The sequence below is a fragment of the Bacillus sp. J14TS2 genome, from assembly GCF_018333015.1.
Lineage (GTDB): Bacteria > Bacillota > Bacilli > Bacillales > Bacillaceae_C > Lederbergia.
Genome location: NZ_BORE01000009.1, coordinates 195,514 through 215,150, shown reverse-complemented (window position 1 = coordinate 215,150; position 19,637 = coordinate 195,514). Strand labels below are relative to the sequence as shown.

The following is a 19,637-nucleotide window of genomic DNA, read 5'->3' as shown; positions in this document are numbered from 1 at the left end:
CAGGGGTAACATGTCAATAACCATAAAAGACGTAGCCAAGCGTGCAAATGTTGCTCCCTCTACTGTTTCAAGAGTCATTGCTGATAATCCAAGAATTAGTGATGAAACGAAAAAGAAAGTAAGAAAAGCAATGAAGGAACTTGGGTACCATCCTAATCTGATTGCGAGGAGTTTGGCTAATAAATCAACTAGTGTAATTGGCATAGTGATGCCGGAATCCGCTGACGTTATTTTTCAAAATCCTTTCTTCCCAAGCGTATTGCAAGGGTTGAGTGAAAGCGCTCATGAAAAGAAATATGCACTGCAGATGACAACAGGAAAAACGAAGGACGAAATTTTTGATGAAGTTGTCCAAATTGTTCAAGGTAGACGAGTTGATGGTCTTGTGTTATTAAATTCTCATGTAGAAGACCGCTTAATGTCTTATTTAATGAATGATGATTTTCCCTTTGTTGTGATTGGAAAACCTTATAAGCACGAGGAGCGGATTATCCATATTGACAATGATAATTTTCGCGCAGCTAAGGAGGTTACTGAGTATTTGCTAAGCTTGCATCACGAAAGGATCGCTTTTATCGGCGGGGATCGGGATCTAGTCGTCACAGTGGATCGACTTCTTGGCTATGAAAAGGCATTAAGAGAGGCAGGGATTGAGCTGCGTGATTCCTATATTGTTCATGCAGAGTTCTTAGAAGAAGGTGGAAGAGAGGCAATTGTCGAACTTTCGAAGCTAGAAGAGCCACCTACTGCATTAGTTGTAACAGACGATTTAATGACTCTTGGAGTCTTGCATACACTTGATGAAATGGGCATTTCCGTCCCAGAAGAGATGTCGATTGCTAGTTTTAATAACGTCTTTCTCGCCCAAATCACACAACCGCCGTTAACCTCGGTTGACATTAATATATTTTCATTAGGCTATGAAGCCGTCAAAAATCTCATTTTAAAAATTGAAAATCCCAAAGAGCCAGTTAAAAGAATTATCATTCCTCATCAACTGGTTATGCGCTCATCCTGCGCACCGCTTTAAAAAAATTATTTGAAAAGGCCATTTTTAGTAGATAACTAGAGATGGTCTTTTCTTTTATACTAAAATGCTGATAATACTAGTATCCCATTAAATAAGAATCCAATTTGATCATTAAGTAATAAAGATTTGAAAAATAAAAAGGAAAAAACTTTTAAGCCAATCCGAAGCAGACTCTACTGCTGCGGATTGGCTTAAGTTTATCCTAAAATTTGTTTATAGATATCGATTGCTTCTTTTGAGATCCCCAGTTTATAGCCTTCTGAAATATGGCGAATTTGCTGATTCTCATCCACTACATATACAATCGGCCATTCATTTCCGACCTTTTTGCCTGCTGGTATTGTCTGACCAATCACATTTAAAGCCTCTTCGCTGATGGTTTCTTTTAATAGCATCATGTTGTTTGGCAAATCACCTGCGGCCTGGAGTTGTTGGGCTGTTCCCCATTTTTCTTCTCGAACAAAGCCGTTTATTTGGACATCGAGCGCTTCCCACTCAGCTTTCATTTCTCTGAGCTCACGAAGTAAGTGTTTCGATGGTTCGCGGTCTGGTTCAAGCCAAACAAAGGTGGTTCCTTTTGCACCGATATTTTGAACTCCATTTAGCATGGTACCATCCACTGATTCTGCTTGATAATCCAAGTTTGCTTCAGCAATCACAGGAACATCATACACATGCTTAGGAAATTGTAACGGTACAGTCGTTTCTGCGTTCGCCTTCACTTGAAAATAGCGGAAGCGAATGAGCGCTGTGCCATCATTTAAGCGGATACTAGTCGTCAGACGGTAATACCCTGTAGGCAAAGCCAATTTCTGTTGCTCAGCTTCATCAAATTTGAAAAATAAGGATTGATAGCTCCCTTTTTCAAAACGAGCAATCGTAACATTTTCCCCATATTTGATTGGTTCTGCTGCATGTTCTTTCTCCCATAAAGCGAATCCTATTTGATCCGAGAAATCGGCAGTGTTAGGATCGATTGCACTATTACGGAATTGTACATTTTTCCATAATCCGTCCACCATATATTGTGGACGTTTATCACTTAGTTCAAGCCGTGCTGGAATGCCAATCGTTCTTGCAAGAGCGACAAATAATATATTCCGAGAAAGTGTGTCTCCTTTTTTCAATTTGAAGCTTCCAACAGGTGTCGCTGAGCCGCGAAAATAATTGACTCCCTCGACGATTTCGAATTCTCGATCTAAAAAATCTACCAAGAAAGGTGGATGATCCAGTGCAGCTTCAACCTTTTCTACTCCAAATTCTTTTAGGAAATAGGAACGATAAGATGTCAACATTTCAAAGTCCACACGTGGTCGTAAAATATACTGAGCAAAAATTTCATCATCAAGTTCAGGGAGTATGCTGTCTTTGACAATCATCGCTTGGATTAGGTGATCAGCTAATGTTGGACGAAATGTATCTGTTAAATCTTTTTCGTTTAAAACTTCTAGAAGCCGCAAGCTCCATTCTTTATATGGCTTGGAATACTCTTTTAGAAAGGCCGCTATTTCATGACTGTTTCCACGCGCTTTTTTTAGGACCTCCCACACTCTTGTTTTCGGTAAAGAGCACTCATCGGCAAGCTTATGGGCATCTTTCTCTGTTAAAAAGGTTGCTTCATAGCTCCCGCGAATATTAGCCCCATTTTTTACTCGATCATTATGTTTTTGTCTTTCTGCTGCTGTCACTTTCATATTTGCATCATCTGTTGGCTCGAAAGGGGGAACCATTTTGAAATCTACTTCAGTATCAACGGGTATCTTTTTGGTTAGGGAAATCGTGATTCCATCGGTTGCTTTGACATCACATTTGCCAAAGCCCCAGCCTTTAGCACCATATGCAGAAATATACACATCCCCAAGCCCAAGCGTTAATGCGGCGATTCCTTGTTCATCCGTTTCCTTTACAAGAATATTTCTTAATCCACCAAAATTAAATAGCTGAAATTGCACTTTGGCTTGTGCAGGTTGTCCTTCTTCATCTGTGCATCGCACTTGTATCGTCTTCGTTTCAGCGTAGAGATTGGTTAGATTAAGCTCAGAATACCAAGGATGGGCTAAAGTGATTTCCTCGGGACCATTATAATTGGCACCCACTTTAGTATGGATCAACATAGCGCGTTTTGCCGGATTTTCAAACCAGCCTTGATTTAATTTTGGCTCAGGCTCACAAGCGCCAAAGAAATACCATTTTCCGTCTGCCCAAGCTTCTACCCAAGCGTGATTGGAATCAGAATGAGCCCATAGTGGCGTATACACTTGTCTGGCTGGAATGCCAATGCTTCTCAGTGCTGCAACTGCAAGAGTGGATTGTTCCCCGCATCTTCCTAAGGCTGTACGTATCAATGTAAGTGGTGACACGGTTCGTGGGTCATTACCAATATAATTCGCTTTCTCATGACACCAATGATTGGTCTCTAAAATCGCATCCGCCATGGATAGATCTTGAACACGAGGATAAATTTCATCAAAAAAGACTCCACGTATATCTTCAATATTCTCGTTATTGATTCTATAAGGAAGAATAAAATGCAGAAAGAGTGAGGCTGGCACACGTTCACCCCATGGTACAACACTTTGAATATGAAAAGCTTCTCTTACATGATTCAATAATAGTGTGCCATCATAATCAGCTAAATCATTTAACGGCATGTATGCAAGCAAATATTCTAATGCCAGTTCCTCATCTTCTGTCTGTGCTTCGTTTAAGGTACCGAATAATTCTTTTTCTTTCCCCTTCGCCAATTCTCTTTTGTATTGAAATTTTTCCTCCATTTGCAATATAGTTTTATCATCTAATGTCATCGAAAGTGTTTGCTGACTCATATTGCCGACTCCTCCCATACCTTTCCATCTTCACGAATATAGATTCTCTTTTGTCCATCTGTACTTTTGACAGAGGCAATGAATGTGCGTGAAGTTGTTTCAATCTCCCAATCAACAGGCAGTTGCTGTTGTAATTCGTCACTAATATCGCTAGTAAAAGAATTATGTTCTGCGTAATAATTTCTCTGCCAATAATAAATTTTCCGCAGTTGCCACTTCTTTTCTTCATCCTTTGGGATCATTGGAAGTGGCTGATTTTTTGTATCCATAAAGAAAACATATCCCCATAATTCCGGATAATGCATGTTGATCACACCTTGAGGGGACCAGACCCAGTTGTCCTCAGGGTAGGGTTTAGCTGTTTCAGGATTGATTTTTTTCACATACTGTCCATTTTCCACTTCAACTTGCCACTGGACACGCGAGAAGTTGACCCGCCAAAATTCTCCTGATTTTGGTGGACGTCCATCGCGTGCACATTCTTTTAATATCTTCCATGGCATAGCGACTTCCACAGTCCACTTATGGTTCTTTTTTATTTGGTCAGGAGCATTGAGCTCACCATCAATGTGAACGGCTGTTTTCATGCCTGAAATGTCCCAGCCATTCACAGAAGGCCCTCCATCACGATAAGGCTTGATTAATAAAAGATCCCAAACTGTATTAAGAGCATTGATTTCAAATTCATAATAATGATGGGTATCGCCATCAGGGTCGATAAAAATCTCGAAATCGTTATCATGAAAGATTACAGAATCTCTCTCTGTCAATGTTGCCCAGATTTCATCTTCTATTAATTCTGCTCCAAAGTAAAAATATTCATCATCCCATAGCATTTTGACACGTGTTTGCTTATGGGGAAGGGGTTTCATTTCTCCTTCAATATCAACAAAATCCTCACTCCAAGGAGCTTGTTCCCAAAAAGGTTTATCAAGCCTTCCATCTAGTTCAAGTTTTTCAGACGTTTTTTGACAAAGATAGCGATTTGGTGAATAGGTCTGAATCATAGGTTCTGGTATAGCACTTTTCAATACAACACACCCTTTTTAAAATATAGCAATCATTCTCTTTTCTAGTATAAATGATATGGAACAGTTAGCGAGAATTCCATCTTCTTTATGGTATAACATTATGGAGAGAAAGTGGAAGTATTTTGCAAAAGGAGCAGTAGAAAAAGAATAGATTAGTAGGGGATGCTGCTGGAGAGTTATTTTGTTTGATGTACATCAACAAGTGACATGGGCAGATTCTTACAAGTAGCTTTAGAAAGATTTTGATACTAGTGGAGTTTGTTTTAAGTGGTGATTTTTAAGGAAATTCAGGTTAAGTTTTTGACATCCCTAGGTTATGATAGAGTTAAGGGTATGATAGCGCTTAGAACGTAGGAATGGAAACACCATTGACTTAAGTATCCCAAGAGGAGGTTAATAATGAAACCAAAACTACGAACGGAAGCGATTGCATGGCGTGGAAAGCAAGAACAGATTCAATTTTTGGTCCAATGTGATGATGAGGAATCATTTTATCGTTTTCCAGGTGGCACGATTGAATTCGGAGAAACCACTGATGTAGCACTTCAGCGTGAATTTCATGAAGAATATGGATTGGATATCCAAGTTAGGGATTTGAAATTTGTGTCCGAAAAATATCTGACCTATGGAGGAAACACGCAGCATCGAGTGACACTCATTCACGAGGTACAGTTACATGATCAAATTGTAGAGGAAATGAGACATCAAGAATACGCAGATGTGAAGATGGTGTGGCGTACGATAGATCAGTTAGGATTGAAAGAAGTTGCCCCCTTAGGGATTTTTGAATACCTCAAAAAATACTTTGAAATAGAGACAGTGCATCTGAGGAATGGGTTTAACTGACTTTTTAAAAGAGTAAGTAGAGGAAAGTATAGAAAAGATGAAAAAAGATGTGCAATATAGCTAATTATTATAATCAGTTTGATGAGTGGAGGAGGCCTAGGAAAATATTCAATGAAGCTCGCTAAAGAAGCTTACAAGGTAATATTAACTGATTTAATTCCAAAATTAGTTGAAAAATACAACCATTTCATTGACATAAAGCTTATGGAGAATAATTTATTTCACGGAATAGAGGAGAAATTCTTCTCTCCGACTATCAATAGGGAGAAAAGGTTATGGTAGAATCAGTCATTTTTGATATGGATGGAACACTATTTCGAACAGATAAAATTTTAGAATTATCACTTGATGATACATTTAGCTATTTACGGTCAATGAATAAATGGGATGAAGCAACCCCTGTTGATCAATATCGTGAAATCATGGGGGTACCCTTACCAAAAGTATGGGAAACTTTGCTGCCTAATCATAGCAGTACAGATAGAGAACGAACAGATGCTTATTTTCTAGAAAGACTAGTTGAGAATATAGAAGCTGGAAAAGGTGCTTTATATCCAAATGTAAAGGAAGTTTTTAGTTATTTGAAAGAGAATAACTGTTCAATCTTTATAGCAAGTAATGGATTAACTGAATATCTCAACGCCATTGTCCACTATTATCAATTGGATCATTGGGTAACTGAGACATTCAGTATCCAAGAAATTAAGTCATTAAATAAATCAGATTTGGTTCAAAGTATATTAAGGAAATATAACATGACAAATGCGGTTGTAGTGGGAGATCGCTTATCAGATATAAAAGCAGCGAAAGATAATGGTCTTGTTTCAATAGGCTGCAATTTTGATTTTGCCTGCGAAGATGAGCTCGTTCAAGCTGATATTGTGATTAATGATTTGATTGAGCTATTATCCATAACACCTAGGTTAATGGGAATGAAGCCTCATCCGCCAAGATAAAATATTTCTATAAAATGACATGAATGGGAGGGGAAGTCTGTGACAATATTGGTTAGTAACAAGGGGCATATTTTTCTTGATTTTTTAAGAATAAGTGAAAAAGATATTGATAAAAATGTGATTGGTGCCCCTTTAACTCATTCGTTAGTTGTGGCGAAACATAATGAAAAGTATCTATTGATGTTCAATAAATGGCGGAAACATTGGGAATTACCAGGCGGAATCATTGATGATGGTGAAACCGCAAGAGAATGTGCGACTAGAGAGTTAATGGAAGAAACGAATCAATCCATTGAAACTTTGACGTTCACAGGTTTAATGAAATTTCAATTAAAACCGGATGATAGACTGGAGTACGGGGCATTATTTAGTGGTGAGTTAATAGATCTAAATCCTTTTATAGATAACGATGAAGCAGAACAAATTGTGCTTTGGGATAAGGTGACAGATATTGGTACAGTAGATGAAATTGATGAAAAGCTACTTGAATATTATTAGATGGAGTTTTGAGTGAATACTAGCTAGTTCTTATGCTTAAGGTACTGGTTACTTCAATTTAAATTAAATTAAGAGGTTGAGGGTAATGAGAATAATTTATGCTTCAGATTTACATAGCAATAAGGACTTCTATTATTAAATATATGACCTTATAAATAATGTTCAGGCGGATGTATTTATTTTAGGCGGGGATTTATTTGCCTATTCAACTTCACATGAAGAACAATCAACTTTTATGGAGAACTTTTTAACAGCCCTCCGAAAGAAGTCCTCTTCCTCAGGAAGCTAAGCGAGCAGGGAGAGGATGAATTTCGGTCGGTGTAGACCGAAATATTTTATTTTCTTCCTATTCTCGCTTGATAAGGGGAATATATGTTTGGTATACTATGCATAACGTATAGGAGTGGAGAGGTGACGATCATGAAAAAGAGGGTTGGAAAGAAGTTCGTTTCGGAAACAGAGATACTTGTGAACTATCAATATGAAATCTATCCAAACGAAGAGCAAAGGGAAAAACTCGATACTTGGCTTCATTATTGTCGCCATCTTTATAACTCTGCCTTGATCGATAGGCATCGTATGTATCAGGAAGACAAGACAAACTATTCTCGTTACGATATGCAGAAGCAATTGGTCGTAGATAAGAAAAAATTCCCTTTCTTAAACGAAGGTCCCTTCTCAACCCCTTCAGGAGGTTTTCGTGCGGCTGGAAAAAGCATTCAATGGATTTTTTGACCAACGGTCTAAGTATCCAAAAATCAAGCAATACAAGGACTACAATAGCCTTACCTTTACCCAATTCGGTTACAACAAGAAAGGAAATCGGATGGCTTTATCGTTCACGGAAGATGGGAAGCTTTTCAATGGGAAACTTGGAAACGTTGACATTAAGATGCATCGTCCCATCGAAGGAGCCATCAAACAGGTCGTCATCAAGCGGAAAGGCGGTCGGTGGTTCGCCATTTTTAGTGTCGCAGGACAAGTGAAACCACAGCCCCTCCGTATTTTAGAAGCTATTGGCATCGATGTTGGCCTGAATAAGTACGCGGTCCTTTCCGATGGGACGGAAATTGAGAACCCACGCTATCTCCGGCAGACTGAAAAGCAATTACGCAAAGCACAAAAGAAACTTTCCCGCATGACTCGTGGTTCTGGGAACTACAAACAGCAGGCGGCCAAAGTGGAGAAGCTGCACATGAAGATTGCCAATCAACGGAAGGATTTTCTTCACAAGAAAAGTTACCGGATTGCGAACGACCACTCTGTCGTTTGCGTAGAAGACCTAAACATCCGTCAGATGGTCAGAAACCGTAAACTCTCGAAGTCTATTTCGGATGCAGGCTGGGGCATGTTCCGGAATATGCTTGGTTACAAATGCCGACGGAATGGCGGACTCCTTGTGAAGGTGATGCCTGAATACACAACACAGGACTGTTCTTCCTACGGAAACCGTGTGAAAAAGTCTCTGTCTGTACGCACCCATATCTGTACGGGATGTGGTGCTGTATTAGGCAGAGACCATAATGCCGCTCTGAATATCTTAGCAAAAGGTCTAGAACAACTTCAGATAGCCTAATCCAATAAAACTGTAGGGCAAGGTCATGTCCGAACAGTATAACCAACGCCTGTGGAGATCATGTAAGACGGAAATGGGGATTCCTCCATTGCGCAAAGATCTGTGAATCAGGAAGCCCCTTCTTCAAGCAGTCTGTAAGGACTGGTAAGGAGGGGTTGTTCACTTCCCTTTTTCACATCAATCAACATTCCTGTCTCCTTAATTGCAGGGAATACCGATTTATATTCTGTATTTAAGGAATTGAGAAATCGCTTAAGTGAAGAGAAGTACCAGTTTTTGAACAATAAGCCACACAGAATCGGTTTGGGGATACCGATTTTCGGTTTTCCAATAATTACACCAAGCCCTTTTAAATTAAAAAACTACTTTGAAAGGTGAGATCTTACAAATGATCATGTGATATGCGAATCTAGCTATATCTTAAATCAGACGGGTGAATCTCAAAAAGTATCAAGAGATTTTTTGAATACCTTGCCAAGTATAGAAGAAGAGATAAAATCCTTTTCCATTTCAGAATCAATATGGGTTACACATGTTCCACCAAGTGGGGGCATATTAGATTTGCTTAGAAATAAACAAACTGCTGGAAGCAAAGTAATAAGACAAAAAATAATGAAAGAAAAGCCCATTCTTTCCTTACATGGACATATTCATGAATCCCCGAGGATGTCAGGAAAATGGTATGAGGAGATAGGAGAAATACTTTCAATAAATCCTGGACAGGGTAATGAATTACATGCTGTGATAATCGACATTGATTCTACCACAATGAATGTTAAACATACTGTTTTTGGAGAGATGTCAAGACCCTTACCCCGAAACATAAGATGTTGAAATTTCATGGAGGAAACTATGACAATTATAAGTATTGATGGGGCCAGCGCAGTTGGAAAAACCACTACTTCTTCAAAACTTGCTAGGAAGTATGGAGGCTATTGGATACCTGAAGTAAATGCATTGTGGAAATCTCCATAACCGATATACCCAAAATGGTTTTTTGAGAAGCAAGTTGAAAGATGGTCGATCGCCCAAAGAAAAAGATCTACCTATCCTTTTGTAGTTATTGATATCGATCCTTTTCAGCCCCTTTGGTATAATTGGGTGTATGATTTTACCTTATTTGGTGGACAATCATTAAAATTTGTCGCTGAATTTTATCGAAAGAAACTATTAAATCATTCCATTGGTTTTCCTGATAAATATTTTGTGTTATATACAGACGAAGTTGAATTAAGAAAAAGGAAAAATGGTGATAACAAGAGACGACGTAGTGGTTTCGAAATGAACCTCAGAATGATTGAACCTCAAAAATGTTATTTTAATGCATTGAAGTCATTTAATCCTGATCTTGTTTGTTTTATTGCATCAGATGACACCGAAACAATTGTTGAAACAATTAATAGAACTTTACCAACTGAACCTTGTCAGCACACATTTTCAGTAGAGTTATTCGATTTTATTATAAATTGGCTTGCTTCCACTCGTGCGACCTAAATTTCTCTTTTTTCACCTTCCAGGATTATTTAATTAAGAAGGGGATTTTTAATAAAACTAATTTGGAGATGAAATCTATGTATAAAATTAGGCTGGCAACAATCGATGACTTACCAGTTATAGCATATGTAGATATTGATAGTCGTGAACAATCGGAGATAGCACTGCTGAATTCCTTTTGAAAAAATGAGTAATAGCTGAATGGTCATAATTATATCGTTGGAGGCTAATTATGTTTTTGTTTTATGCTCTAATATCGATTATTGGAGTGCTGACATTAATATGTATTCTCATAATCTTTGTATACAAAATTATACGAAATAAAAAGAACCCATACTCTTAGTTTACTTTAACAGTAATTATTTTCTTTTTAGCTTTAGCAACTTGGCAAGGCTTAAGGTTCTTTTATTAGATTTCATTGTGGTTTTTCAATCTACATTGCTGTAAGACGTAAGGAACTAGAAAGAACAATTTGTTATTGAAGTAATGGATCGAGATTTTCGGAAGGCTAAGAGGTAAGATGAGGATATTTGAATTGTATAAAAAATGAGGTGCAAGATGGAAGTTATATCCAGTGTGAAAACATTTCTAGGCGATGCAAATTTTAAATGGGCTATATGTGGTGGGTGTGCCATTGAACTGTTTATTGGGAAAACTACAAGAGCGCACACGGATGTTGATATTCTTGCGTTTTGGGAAGATCGACCAAATATCATTACGTTTATGATAAATAAAGGTTGGAGAGTTTTTGAAGCTTGTGGCGGCGGAAAGGTAATTGAGCTATTCGATGCTTCTGGGAGGCAAATGAAACGAAATTTATTTTGTTTTTCAGAAAATAACACTAGGTGTGCTTTACAACCAACAAATGAAATCAATGTATATCAATTTTCAATTAAAACTAATGAACAAATAGATTTAGATTATATAGAAATTCTATTTAATCAGAAGGACGAAAATTATTTTTACTATGTGAATGACGTTTCTATAAAACGATCTTTAGACGAAGCATTTCTCAAAAAAGATGGAGTTCAATATCTGTCACCAGAAATTGTTTTACTATATAAATCAACCTATTTAGACTCAATAGATGCAACTAAGCATAAACACGATTTTAAATGCTCCTTGCCTCTTTTATCGATAGAACAAAAACAATGGTTAAAAAGATCACTTCAAATATGTCAATCTGATACTCATGAATGGATTTCTAAAATATAAAACTTTATGGAGATGTAGAGATGCAAATCAGAGAAGCCACAGTAAATGATATTGAGGTATTAACTTCGCTGATGGAACAACTTGGTTATCCTACTACAATTGAAAGTATGAAGACACGAATGAATCATATTGAAGCGAGTCCTGATTATCATACATTATTAGCATCATATGATGGAAAAGTAATTGGAATGATCGGATTGGTGAAAGGCTATTATTATGAGATGGATGGCTTCTGTATTCGTATTGTTGCTTTTGTGGTGGATTCCAATTATCGTGGTAAAGGGATAGGGAAAAAACTTTTAGCAGAAGCAGAAAGCTGGGCAAGAAAAATTGGGGCTACTGGAATTGGATTAAATAGCGGAAACAGACCAGAAAGATTCACTGCTCATAAATTATATAAGAGTATGGGATATATAGAAAAAAGTATTGGTTTTGCAAAAAGTCTGATCTAAAACTTTCTTTAAAGAAATAACGTGGCAGCTTTAGATAAATGAGCAGGAGTGAAGGCAATGGAACACAAAATGGGACTTTATGAAACACCTTTTAATTCCATGAAGTCAGGTAAAAAAACCGTGGAAGTAAGATTATACGATGAAAAAAGAAGAAAATTAAACATAGGGGACACGATAAAGTTTACAAAACTTCCAGATAGTCATGAGACGTTAGAGGTTGAAGTGGTTGAATTAAGGCAGTATCCAACATTTACAGAAATGTACGAAAGCATCCCAGCAAGTGATTTTGATGCTGTTGGTGATACAGTTTCAGAAATGGTTAATCAGACTTATAAAATATATACTCCAGAAAAGGAGAAGGAGTGGGGCACTGTGGCCATCACAATAAGATTACTAGACTAAGTAAAATCTCTATCAAGGAGGGATGGCTTTGAAGTATGTAAATATTGTTGGCTTTCCTGATCAGCAGTTACTTAGTCAGATTCTAAGTCTACATGAAACAATTTTCAAAGATTCGGACATGTTCATGAGGAAGGCGAAAGATAAGCCGAGACTACTTTTTACAATTGGATTTGAAGAAGGAAAAGTTGTAGGATATAAAATTGGTTATGAACTAAATTCGGATATTTTTTATAGTTGGCTTGGAGGCGTTGATGAACAGCGTAGAAGCCAAGGGATTGCTTCAAAACTAATGAAGGAACAACATTTGTACATAAAAGATAAAGGCTATAAAATTGTCCAAACTAAAACAAAAAATAAATGGCGCAACATGCTTATTTTGAATATAAAATATGGCTTTGATGTAGTCGGAATAGATGCGGCTAAACCAAGTGATCCGAAGATTATCCTTGAAAAAGCTTTATAGTAATCGAACATACCAATCTTTGGAATTTTAGATTAGTAAATTTGGGAAGTTTGGTATAGGCGTTAGACAGACCCTATTTAGAAAAACATAGCGCTGTTTATATAGGTTTAAACAATTTTCTAAAGTAGGGGAGGGACATGGAAATGGAGAACCTGTGCTCAAATGTCAAGCACAGGTTCTTTGTTATGTCTTCTTTTTATGTGTGAGGAATAGGCTTGGGATGAAGATGAATGCAAGGATAATGGCGGATACTAAGAATCCGGCATGGTAACCTTTTAAACCATTGGCAATTGTTGGGTGCAATCCATGTATGACAGTTGCGACAACGGTTGCGATAATAGCCGAACCAAAGCTTGAACCAAGATTTTCAATAATATTAATCCCGACACCTGCTTCTGAAAGTTGTTTGTTGTCAAGTCCTGTATAAGCATCACTCGTCAACGGAAGCATAATCCCCCCAACACCAGTACCCCGAATAAATAATACGATGGAAATCCAAACCATACTTGTTTGATTTGTGATAAAGATAAGCGGAATAGATCCGATCAGCGAAAGAACAAGGCTGACCATAACCACATATTTCGCTCCAATCCTATCAATCATTTTTCCAATCAATGGTCTAGTAACGAGCATCCCAACACCTTGAGGGATTAACGCAAGCGCTGCTCCAATTGCTGTGAAATCACGAAAGTTTTGAAAGAACAATGGAAGTATTAACATAGGTCCCATGATGGAAATATTTGCTAAGAACAAACCAATACTAGATGCTAAGAAGCTCTTATGTGTAAACAAATTCATCGGAAGTACGGTTTGATTTTTTCTGATTTGATTATATATAAGGTAAATAATTGCTAAAATAAGACCAATACTCAGCCATAGGATTGTATCGTGATTATGAAATGAAGCATGGTCTGCTGCTTTCGTAATTCCGTAAATCAATGCTACACTCATTAAGGACAAATCAGTAATTCCAAAAATATCAAGTTTACTAGCTTTGTTGAAGGGTTCAAAGTCTGGAATAGTTTTCATCATAAGTGGGGCGGCAATTAAGACGATGAACACATTGATGAAGAAAATCCAATGCCATGAGGCACCATGAACGATAAAGCCTCCGATTACAGGTCCTAAGATTGGCCCGAAGATCATCGGTGTACTGACGATGGCCATAACTTTTCCTACATTTTCCGGACCTGCTGTTTTAACCAAGAGTGTCATCATAAGTGTGGTAATAATCCCGGCACTAAATCCTTGGAGCAAACGAAAGAAGATAAAGCTGGAAATGTCCCAACTAATTCCAATAAAAATAGAAATTACACCAAAGGCGATAACCGCGCCGACGAAGATTTTCTTTCCGTTAAATCTGTTCATCAACCAGCCAGATATTGGAACCGCAATCGCGAGGGCTAAAACATAACCTGTAATGGACCATTGAATAATATCTAATGTCGTATCGAAATCGTTCATTAGTTTGTCGATAGCAATGTTCACCATCGTGGAGTCAAACATTGGAGCAATGGCACCAAGTGCAATAGCCCAAGCAGCCGCGAGAATTTCTTTTGGTAATCCAGGTTCCTTTACTTTTTGTTTTGACATATGATTCTCCTCTCATAAGTTTTTGTTTCCTTGTCACCAAAAAGATAACACCATTTTGTTTCCTTGTCAACAAAAACTTTTTATGAAAAAACAGCCCATTCTCAATAGAGTTGGACTGTTTGTAATATTATAATTATGATTTTTGATCTAATTAATCGTTATCCCTTGCCTCTTTATTTCTGCATCTAAATGCTTACTATACTTTTCTACGAAACGAAGCATGCTGTCAAATTGTTCCTCTGTTACATGCTCGAATACGACTTTGTCCCGGTCTTGAAACTCTTTGTGTAGTTTTTCGTGGAGTGTATAAATTTTCTTTCCTTGTTCAGTGAGGCGAAAGTAGATTTCTTTTTTGTTATCCGGTTTCTGGTAACTTTCGATAAGTCCTTTTTTAATAAGTTTCTTCGTTAATTTACTGATGGCACCTCTAGTCATATAAAGGGATTCCGCAAGCTTTTTCACATTGGGATTTGTGTTTTTTTCAATGGATTCGATGCAATGTACTTCGGAAGGCATATGCCCCTTAAGACTTTTTTCCATCTTCTCCTTATTCAGCCAAGCCATTTTGTTAAATAAATCTCTAAAATTGATTAAGAGTTGTTCCTCTTTGTTCATGGGCTGTCCCCCTACTCGTTGGTACATCAACAATAGTATATCGTGATCCTGTTTCAGGTTCAACAATGTTAAAATTAAGTGAATTATGCGAATCAGCATTATATGATTTTTCCTGAGGTAAAGTCGAAAAATGTCGAAAACTTTATTTGACTGCAATTAACGAAATATGTAAGATTTTATCTAGGTCTATCTTCCTGCTTTACCTTCGTTTTATTCTCCGATAAATGAAAGCCTATTCATTTATAAAAAATTCTACGATTTTCTACAAACACACAATTCCTAAGTTTAAATCTATTTTAAAGGAGGAGTTATATCAGTGGGTCATGATATCTATTCATATAATCAAAGAGGAGATATATTACAGCATGTACGTTTTACAGCAGGAGATATTTATGCTCCTTGGTTTTACGATTTGTTTGATGCCCATCAATATAATGGGGGAGTGAGCGGCATCGGCGCGACTCTTAACCTATCATCTATACAAGTAGAGGAAGCTTTAGAAAGGTTTATGCAAATAGCGGATCACGCCTTTTTATATGAGAACAGCAAAGGGGAGATCTTTGATTGGCAGCAAAAATCAATCTTAACATTTATCGAAACCTGTCTAAAAATTGCCCGTGAAGAAGGCGAGGTAGAAGTGACCTTTGCTTAACAGTTAGCCCTCTCATTGATATACTCATATCAATGTCAAGCACTGACTGGAGAAAATAAATGTCTAGGTTGGAAGATAGACTTACAATAAAAATTGCTTCATTTACAAAAAGAAATAAATAGGATTGAATTAGATTAATGCTGTTATACTTAAAACAGAATGTGATTGATCATGCATTTAAAGTTGCTAGATAGTGTCATACATATATAAAGCGTCGAAAAGAGGGATTACCGTTGGACAAAAAGGAAAGGATCTATTACGAACGTGGGACAGAGGAACTTAGCATCAAAAGCATTCATTCCCAAAAACTTGTTCAGGAATTAAACAATATGGATGTTGAGAATTCTGAAAGAAAGGTTGAAATCCTTAGGAATTTATTTGGTAGCTTAGGTATTAATCCAAGCATTGAACATAATTTTCATTGTGACTTAGGATATAACATTCATGTTGGTGATCATTTTTATGCTGGGTATAATTGTACTATTTTAGATATGGCTGAAGTGAAAATTGGTCATCGTTGTTTGATTGGTCCGAATGTAGGTATATATACAGCAGGTCATTCGATTGAGCCAAAAGGAAGATATAAGAAGGGCTATGCCATTCCAATCGAAATTGGAAACGATGTTTGGATAGGTGGGAGTTGTGTAATTTTACCTGGAATCACAATTGGGAAGAATTCTATTGTTGCAGCTGGTTCTGTCGTGACAAAAGATGTCCCTTCCGACACAATCGTAGCAGGGAATCCAGCCAAAATACTAAAAAGTATTTAATTTTTTCTCGTATGAATGGCAGTCATATAGTAATAGTAAAGTGAAGACATGTGGTCTTCCTAAAATAATGAATGGATGCTTCTTTTATCTGAAGAATTGGAGTTGTATAATCGATGAAACAAAATAAATATGATGATCCAAATTTCTTTGCTGCATACGAACAAATGCCTCGGTCAGTGAAAGGTCTTGAAGGGGCTGGAGAATGGCATATAGTAAAAGAGCTAATTGGAGATTTAAAAGATAGAAATGTCCTTGATTTAGGTTGTGGCTTTGGTTGGCATTGCCGCTATGCTCGTGCGCAGCAAGCACGATCTGTAACAGGGGTAGATATATCCAAAAAAATGATCGAGAGAGCCCGTGAAATGACAAATGATCCTGCCATTTCTTATATAAGAGTGTCCATTGAGGATATTGATTTTTCCAATAATCAATTTGATATTGTCTTTAGCTCACTGGCTTTTCACTATATTCAGTCGTTCCAAACAATCTGTGAAAAAGTATATGAATGCTTAGTCCCTGGGGGAAGTTTCGTTTTCTCGGTGGAACATCCCATTTTTACTTCTCGAAATGAACAAGATTGGTATTATGATGACCAGGGAAATCGTATGCATTGGCCTGTTGACCACTATCAATCAGAAGGAGTACGGGAAACAAACTTCTTGAATGAGAGTGTGACAAAATACCATCGTACCATTTCAACCTATATGAACGATTTAATTTCATCAGGCTTTTTGATAAAAGCAGTGAAAGAATCCGTTCCTGCTGATGACATGTTAGAAGACCCTGAAATGAAAGATGAAACTCGCAGACCGATGTTTTTAATGATCGCAGCAGAAAAAACATAACTGATTCATCATAGCGAGATCAGGATATTTACTCTATCAGGCGAACAAATACATAAAAAATTAGTGATCTATTGGAGAAGGGAAAAGAACCAGATGAAAGAATAAAAGGAGATAGAAAATGAGGTTACAAGAAATCATCGAAATTATTAAGGGGAATTTTACTTTAGCTTTTACTACGGTCATAGTTTTAGGAATTGTCTTTTTTCTTGGGTATGTCATTATCTATAGAAAACTTTTAGGCGGAAAAAAACGCCTTTCAAGAAAACAATTGCTTTTTACAAGTTTATTTATTGGTTATTTTATTATGGTGATGGGTGTTACTTTCCTGAATAGAGGTTCAACCTATTCGGGTGGAGTGAATTTAGCCTTTTTTAGTTCATACCAAGAGGCTTGGAATAGTTTCAGTGTAAGGGAATGGCAGAATCTGTATTTAAACATTTTAATGTTTGTGCCGTTCGGAATCCTCCTCCCGCTATGGCATGTTCGCTTTCGAAAAGTGAGGTGGACGATTGGGATGGCGGCGATATTTACACTTTTTATTGAAACTTTTCAACTTCTAACAGGGTTTGGTATTTTTGAGTTGGATGATCTATTTAATAATTTATTGGGTGCAAGTATTGGTTATGGGATCATTATGGCTATTCTGACGATTAAAGATAGGGGAATCAAGCACTCTTTATTATATTTATCCCCTCTCTTACTAGTGGTCCTCCTATCCGGCAGCATGTTTGCTTATTATTATACGAAGGAATTTGGAAACCTTATCATTGTGCCGAATTATAAGACAAATATGGCTAGTGCCACGATCACGAATGATGTGCAGCTTGATGATCAAAGAAAAAATGTTCCGATTTATAAGGCACCAAGCTACACAAAGGCTTCTGGGGAGGAATTTGCTGAAGATTTTTTTAAGAGACAACAGCTTGATTCAGAAGATATGGAGGTTATATCATATCCAGATGATGCTGTGTATCGGATTGAGGGATATGATTTATGGTTTGAATACTTAGATGGAAGTTACCGATATGCAGACTTCTCCAGCTTTGATGCAACACCAAAAAATACGGATGAAAAAACATTAAAGGCAAGCGTAACAGCATTCGGAATAGATATCCCTGAGGATGCCGATTTTCAAAAAGTCGAAACTGGTATTTATGAATGGACGGCAGATAAAATAGCCAACGGGAATCAGCTTATAGATGGTGTTTTAAATGTACAATATTATCATGATGATACATTGAAGAGCATTGACAATCAGTTAATCACTTATGACAAGGTAAGAGATGTTCAAATAAAGAGTGAACAAGAAGCATATGATGAAATTTTAGCCGGGAAATTTAAGTATTCCCTTGCAAATAAACAACCCGAAACCTTACATATTGATCAAGTAGAAATCAGCTATTATTTGGATTCCAAAGGCTATTATCAACCGATATATGCCTTTCAAAGTACAATCGACGGCGGGGAAATGACGATCTATATTCCAGGGATATGAAAGATTTTGTAAAGGAGGTTTAAGCAAATGAATCAATTTAACTCTACTTATAATATTGCTCGTTCCAATATTGGGTTCGAGAATGAGGTTGATAGACTTCGGGTGCAAGCGTTGATGAGCTGGGAAAAGGAATTTAGAAACCTTAAGTGGTTTGGCTTATCTGATGGGATGAAAGTGTTAGAAGTTGGTTGTGGACCTGGATTTGTAACCGAGAAGCTTGTGGAGCATTTACCAAAAAGTGGAATTTCAGCATTAGATATTGATGATAGCTTGTTAGCAAAAGCAAAACAACGATTAAATAAGATAACTGATAGAGATATTGAATTTATCCAAGCCTCTGTGTATGATACAGGACTTCAAGATAATGGCTATGATTTTGTTATTGCACGCTTAGTTTTTCTACATCTTTTCGAGCCTAAGAAAGCAGCGATAGAAATATTTAGAGTATTAAAACCAGGAGGCAAACTCGTGATCATGGATGTAGATGATGGCATCTTTGGCATTATTGAACCAACAGTGGAGAATTTCCGTTCAGTGATCGATAAGCTGATTGCGATGCAAGGGGAAGCAGGAGGAAATCGTGAAATTGGACGTAGTTTACCGCGATTACTTGAATCATCAGGATTTTGTAATGTTGAAATGGATGCCATCTCTGTACATAGTGATCTAGTTGGCGTAGAGATGGTTAAAGAGCAATTTAACCCCAAGAGATTCGAAGCATTTTATAAAAAAGGCTCCCTCTCTAAAAGTGATTTTCAAAGCATTGAAAAAGCATTTGAAAATTTGCAGCAGAATCCCGATTCATTGGCGATGATGATTTTTTTTATGGCATGTGGCACCAAGCCTGTATCAGATACTTAATTCGGGATAGGAGGTGTT

At 37.2% G+C, this 19,637-nt stretch carries 23 protein-coding genes; 19 read left to right on the top strand and 4 right to left on the bottom strand.

The window, feature by feature from the left end; translation table 11 throughout:
- The first annotated feature begins 10 nt into the window (after positions 1-10).
- Positions 11-1,030 carry a LacI family DNA-binding transcriptional regulator gene (locus KI375_RS15370; RefSeq protein WP_212974349.1) on the top strand — a complete coding sequence of 340 codons (1,020 nt, stop codon included), beginning with the start codon at positions 11-13 and terminating at the stop codon, positions 1,028-1,030.
- A gap of 197 nt (positions 1,031-1,227) precedes the next feature.
- On the opposite strand, the gene KI375_RS15365 is transcribed toward KI375_RS15370, so the two are convergent.
- On the bottom strand, positions 1,228-3,855 hold the full coding sequence (locus KI375_RS15365) for a transglutaminase family protein (protein WP_212974348.1): 2,628 nt from the start codon (positions 3,853-3,855) through the stop codon (positions 1,228-1,230).
- Positions 3,852-4,862 carry a carbohydrate-binding family 9-like protein gene (locus KI375_RS15360; protein WP_212974406.1) on the bottom strand — a complete coding sequence of 337 codons (1,011 nt, stop codon included), beginning with the start codon at positions 4,860-4,862 and terminating at the stop codon, positions 3,852-3,854. The genes KI375_RS15365 and KI375_RS15360 overlap by 4 nt, the downstream gene beginning before the upstream one ends.
- A 423-nt stretch (positions 4,863-5,285) precedes the next feature.
- On the opposite strand from KI375_RS15360, the gene KI375_RS15355 reads away from it, so the two are divergent.
- From KI375_RS15355 to KI375_RS15305, 13 genes are all read left to right on the top strand, one after another.
- The gene (locus KI375_RS15355; protein ID WP_212974347.1) at positions 5,286-5,732 is read left to right on the top strand and encodes an NUDIX domain-containing protein; all 447 of its coding nucleotides are present in this window, start codon (positions 5,286-5,288) and stop codon (positions 5,730-5,732) included.
- Between the two features lie 111 nt (positions 5,733-5,843).
- Complete coding sequence (locus tag KI375_RS15350; protein ID WP_212974346.1) at positions 5,844-6,014, top strand: hypothetical protein; 171 nt, start codon at positions 5,844-5,846, stop codon at positions 6,012-6,014.
- Positions 6,008-6,688 carry an HAD family hydrolase gene (locus KI375_RS15345; RefSeq protein ID WP_212974345.1) on the top strand — a complete coding sequence of 227 codons (681 nt, stop codon included), beginning with the start codon at positions 6,008-6,010 and terminating at the stop codon, positions 6,686-6,688. The genes KI375_RS15350 and KI375_RS15345 overlap by 7 nt, the downstream gene beginning before the upstream one ends.
- Before the next feature lie 39 nt (positions 6,689-6,727).
- On the top strand, positions 6,728-7,186 hold the full coding sequence (locus tag KI375_RS15340; RefSeq protein WP_212974344.1) for an NUDIX domain-containing protein: 459 nt from the start codon (positions 6,728-6,730) through the stop codon (positions 7,184-7,186).
- Between the two features lie 420 nt (positions 7,187-7,606).
- Positions 7,607-7,921, top strand: a complete 315-nt coding sequence (locus KI375_RS27810) for a helix-turn-helix domain-containing protein (RefSeq protein WP_306419828.1) — start codon at positions 7,607-7,609, stop codon at positions 7,919-7,921.
- The gene (locus KI375_RS15335; RefSeq protein ID WP_306419827.1) at positions 7,887-8,762 is read left to right on the top strand and encodes an RNA-guided endonuclease InsQ/TnpB family protein; all 876 of its coding nucleotides are present in this window, start codon (positions 7,887-7,889) and stop codon (positions 8,760-8,762) included. Before KI375_RS27810 ends, KI375_RS15335 begins: the two co-directional genes overlap by 35 nt.
- Positions 8,763-9,224: 462 nt before the next feature.
- Positions 9,225-9,596 (top strand): metallophosphoesterase family protein, encoded by a 372-nt coding sequence (locus tag KI375_RS15330; RefSeq protein WP_212974343.1) that lies wholly within the window; start codon positions 9,225-9,227, stop codon positions 9,594-9,596.
- An 18-nt stretch (positions 9,597-9,614) separates the two neighbouring features.
- A complete protein-coding gene (locus tag KI375_RS27675; RefSeq protein ID WP_280528650.1) occupies positions 9,615-9,737 on the top strand; it encodes a hypothetical protein in 123 nt (40 codons plus the stop codon).
- A 126-nt stretch (positions 9,738-9,863) separates the two neighbouring features.
- Positions 9,864-10,256, top strand: a complete 393-nt coding sequence (locus tag KI375_RS27420; RefSeq protein WP_244852683.1) for a hypothetical protein — start codon at positions 9,864-9,866, stop codon at positions 10,254-10,256.
- Positions 10,257-10,814: 558 nt separating this feature from the next.
- On the top strand, positions 10,815-11,471 hold the full coding sequence (locus KI375_RS15320) for a nucleotidyltransferase domain-containing protein (protein WP_212974342.1): 657 nt from the start codon (positions 10,815-10,817) through the stop codon (positions 11,469-11,471).
- Positions 11,472-11,491: 20 nt separating this feature from the next.
- Complete coding sequence (locus tag KI375_RS15315; protein ID WP_212974341.1) at positions 11,492-11,923, top strand: GNAT family N-acetyltransferase; 432 nt, start codon at positions 11,492-11,494, stop codon at positions 11,921-11,923.
- Between the two features lie 57 nt (positions 11,924-11,980).
- Positions 11,981-12,325, top strand: a complete 345-nt coding sequence (locus KI375_RS15310) for an ASCH domain-containing protein (protein ID WP_212974340.1) — start codon at positions 11,981-11,983, stop codon at positions 12,323-12,325.
- Positions 12,326-12,347: 22 nt separating this feature from the next.
- Complete coding sequence (locus KI375_RS15305; RefSeq protein ID WP_374706853.1) at positions 12,348-12,788, top strand: GNAT family N-acetyltransferase; 441 nt, start codon at positions 12,348-12,350, stop codon at positions 12,786-12,788.
- Positions 12,789-12,971: 183 nt separating this feature from the next.
- On the opposite strand, the gene KI375_RS15300 is transcribed toward KI375_RS15305, so the two are convergent.
- Both KI375_RS15300 and KI375_RS15295 read right to left on the bottom strand, forming a co-directional pair.
- Positions 12,972-14,381 carry an MDR family MFS transporter gene (locus KI375_RS15300; protein WP_212974338.1) on the bottom strand — a complete coding sequence of 470 codons (1,410 nt, stop codon included), beginning with the start codon at positions 14,379-14,381 and terminating at the stop codon, positions 12,972-12,974.
- A 147-nt stretch (positions 14,382-14,528) separates the two neighbouring features.
- Positions 14,529-14,996, bottom strand: coding sequence for a MarR family transcriptional regulator (locus KI375_RS15295; RefSeq protein WP_212974337.1), 468 nt, complete (start codon positions 14,994-14,996; stop codon positions 14,529-14,531).
- A gap of 316 nt (positions 14,997-15,312) precedes the next feature.
- On the opposite strand from KI375_RS15295, the gene KI375_RS15290 reads away from it, so the two are divergent.
- The 5 genes from KI375_RS15290 (at position 15,313) to KI375_RS15270 (ending at position 19,619) form a co-directional block, all read left to right on the top strand.
- Positions 15,313-15,648 (top strand): hypothetical protein, encoded by a 336-nt coding sequence (locus tag KI375_RS15290; RefSeq protein WP_212974336.1) that lies wholly within the window; start codon positions 15,313-15,315, stop codon positions 15,646-15,648.
- A gap of 233 nt (positions 15,649-15,881) precedes the next feature.
- Positions 15,882-16,418 (top strand): sugar O-acetyltransferase, encoded by a 537-nt coding sequence (locus tag KI375_RS15285; RefSeq protein WP_212974335.1) that lies wholly within the window; start codon positions 15,882-15,884, stop codon positions 16,416-16,418.
- Positions 16,419-16,531: 113 nt separating this feature from the next.
- Positions 16,532-17,263 (top strand): class I SAM-dependent methyltransferase, encoded by a 732-nt coding sequence (locus tag KI375_RS15280; protein WP_212974334.1) that lies wholly within the window; start codon positions 16,532-16,534, stop codon positions 17,261-17,263.
- A 118-nt stretch (positions 17,264-17,381) separates the two neighbouring features.
- Positions 17,382-18,758 (top strand): VanZ family protein, encoded by a 1,377-nt coding sequence (locus KI375_RS15275; protein ID WP_212974333.1) that lies wholly within the window; start codon positions 17,382-17,384, stop codon positions 18,756-18,758.
- A 27-nt stretch (positions 18,759-18,785) separates the two neighbouring features.
- Positions 18,786-19,619 carry a class I SAM-dependent methyltransferase gene (locus tag KI375_RS15270; RefSeq protein ID WP_212974332.1) on the top strand — a complete coding sequence of 278 codons (834 nt, stop codon included), beginning with the start codon at positions 18,786-18,788 and terminating at the stop codon, positions 19,617-19,619.
- Positions 19,620-19,637 lie beyond the last annotated feature (18 nt).

Bases quoted from the DNA above. Each gene is read 5' to 3' on its own strand.
- KI375_RS15320 (WP_212974342.1), top strand. From the start codon at position 10,815: ATGGAAGTTATATCCAGTGTGAAAACATTTCTAGGCGATGCAAATTTT.
- KI375_RS15365 (WP_212974348.1), bottom strand. From the start codon at position 3,855: ATGAGTCAGCAAACACTTTCGATGACATTAGATGATAAAACTATATTG.
- KI375_RS15270 (WP_212974332.1), top strand. From the start codon at position 18,786: ATGAATCAATTTAACTCTACTTATAATATTGCTCGTTCCAATATTGGG.
- KI375_RS27810 (WP_306419828.1), top strand. From the start codon at position 7,607: ATGAAAAAGAGGGTTGGAAAGAAGTTCGTTTCGGAAACAGAGATACTT.
- KI375_RS27675 (WP_280528650.1), top strand. From the start codon at position 9,615: ATGACAATTATAAGTATTGATGGGGCCAGCGCAGTTGGAAAAACCACT.
- KI375_RS15355 (WP_212974347.1), top strand. From the start codon at position 5,286: ATGAAACCAAAACTACGAACGGAAGCGATTGCATGGCGTGGAAAGCAA.
- KI375_RS15275 (WP_212974333.1), top strand. From the start codon at position 17,382: ATGAGGTTACAAGAAATCATCGAAATTATTAAGGGGAATTTTACTTTA.
- KI375_RS15300 (WP_212974338.1), bottom strand. From the start codon at position 14,381: ATGTCAAAACAAAAAGTAAAGGAACCTGGATTACCAAAAGAAATTCTC.
- KI375_RS15310 (WP_212974340.1), top strand. From the start codon at position 11,981: ATGGAACACAAAATGGGACTTTATGAAACACCTTTTAATTCCATGAAG.
- KI375_RS15345 (WP_212974345.1), top strand. From the start codon at position 6,008: ATGGTAGAATCAGTCATTTTTGATATGGATGGAACACTATTTCGAACA.
- KI375_RS15370 (WP_212974349.1), top strand. From the start codon at position 11: ATGTCAATAACCATAAAAGACGTAGCCAAGCGTGCAAATGTTGCTCCC.
- KI375_RS15360 (WP_212974406.1), bottom strand. From the start codon at position 4,862: ATGATTCAGACCTATTCACCAAATCGCTATCTTTGTCAAAAAACGTCT.
- KI375_RS15295 (WP_212974337.1), bottom strand. From the start codon at position 14,996: ATGAACAAAGAGGAACAACTCTTAATCAATTTTAGAGATTTATTTAAC.
- KI375_RS15305 (WP_374706853.1), top strand. From the start codon at position 12,348: ATGGCTTTGAAGTATGTAAATATTGTTGGCTTTCCTGATCAGCAGTTA.
- KI375_RS15350 (WP_212974346.1), top strand. From the start codon at position 5,844: ATGAAGCTCGCTAAAGAAGCTTACAAGGTAATATTAACTGATTTAATT.
- KI375_RS15280 (WP_212974334.1), top strand. From the start codon at position 16,532: ATGAAACAAAATAAATATGATGATCCAAATTTCTTTGCTGCATACGAA.
- KI375_RS15315 (WP_212974341.1), top strand. From the start codon at position 11,492: ATGCAAATCAGAGAAGCCACAGTAAATGATATTGAGGTATTAACTTCG.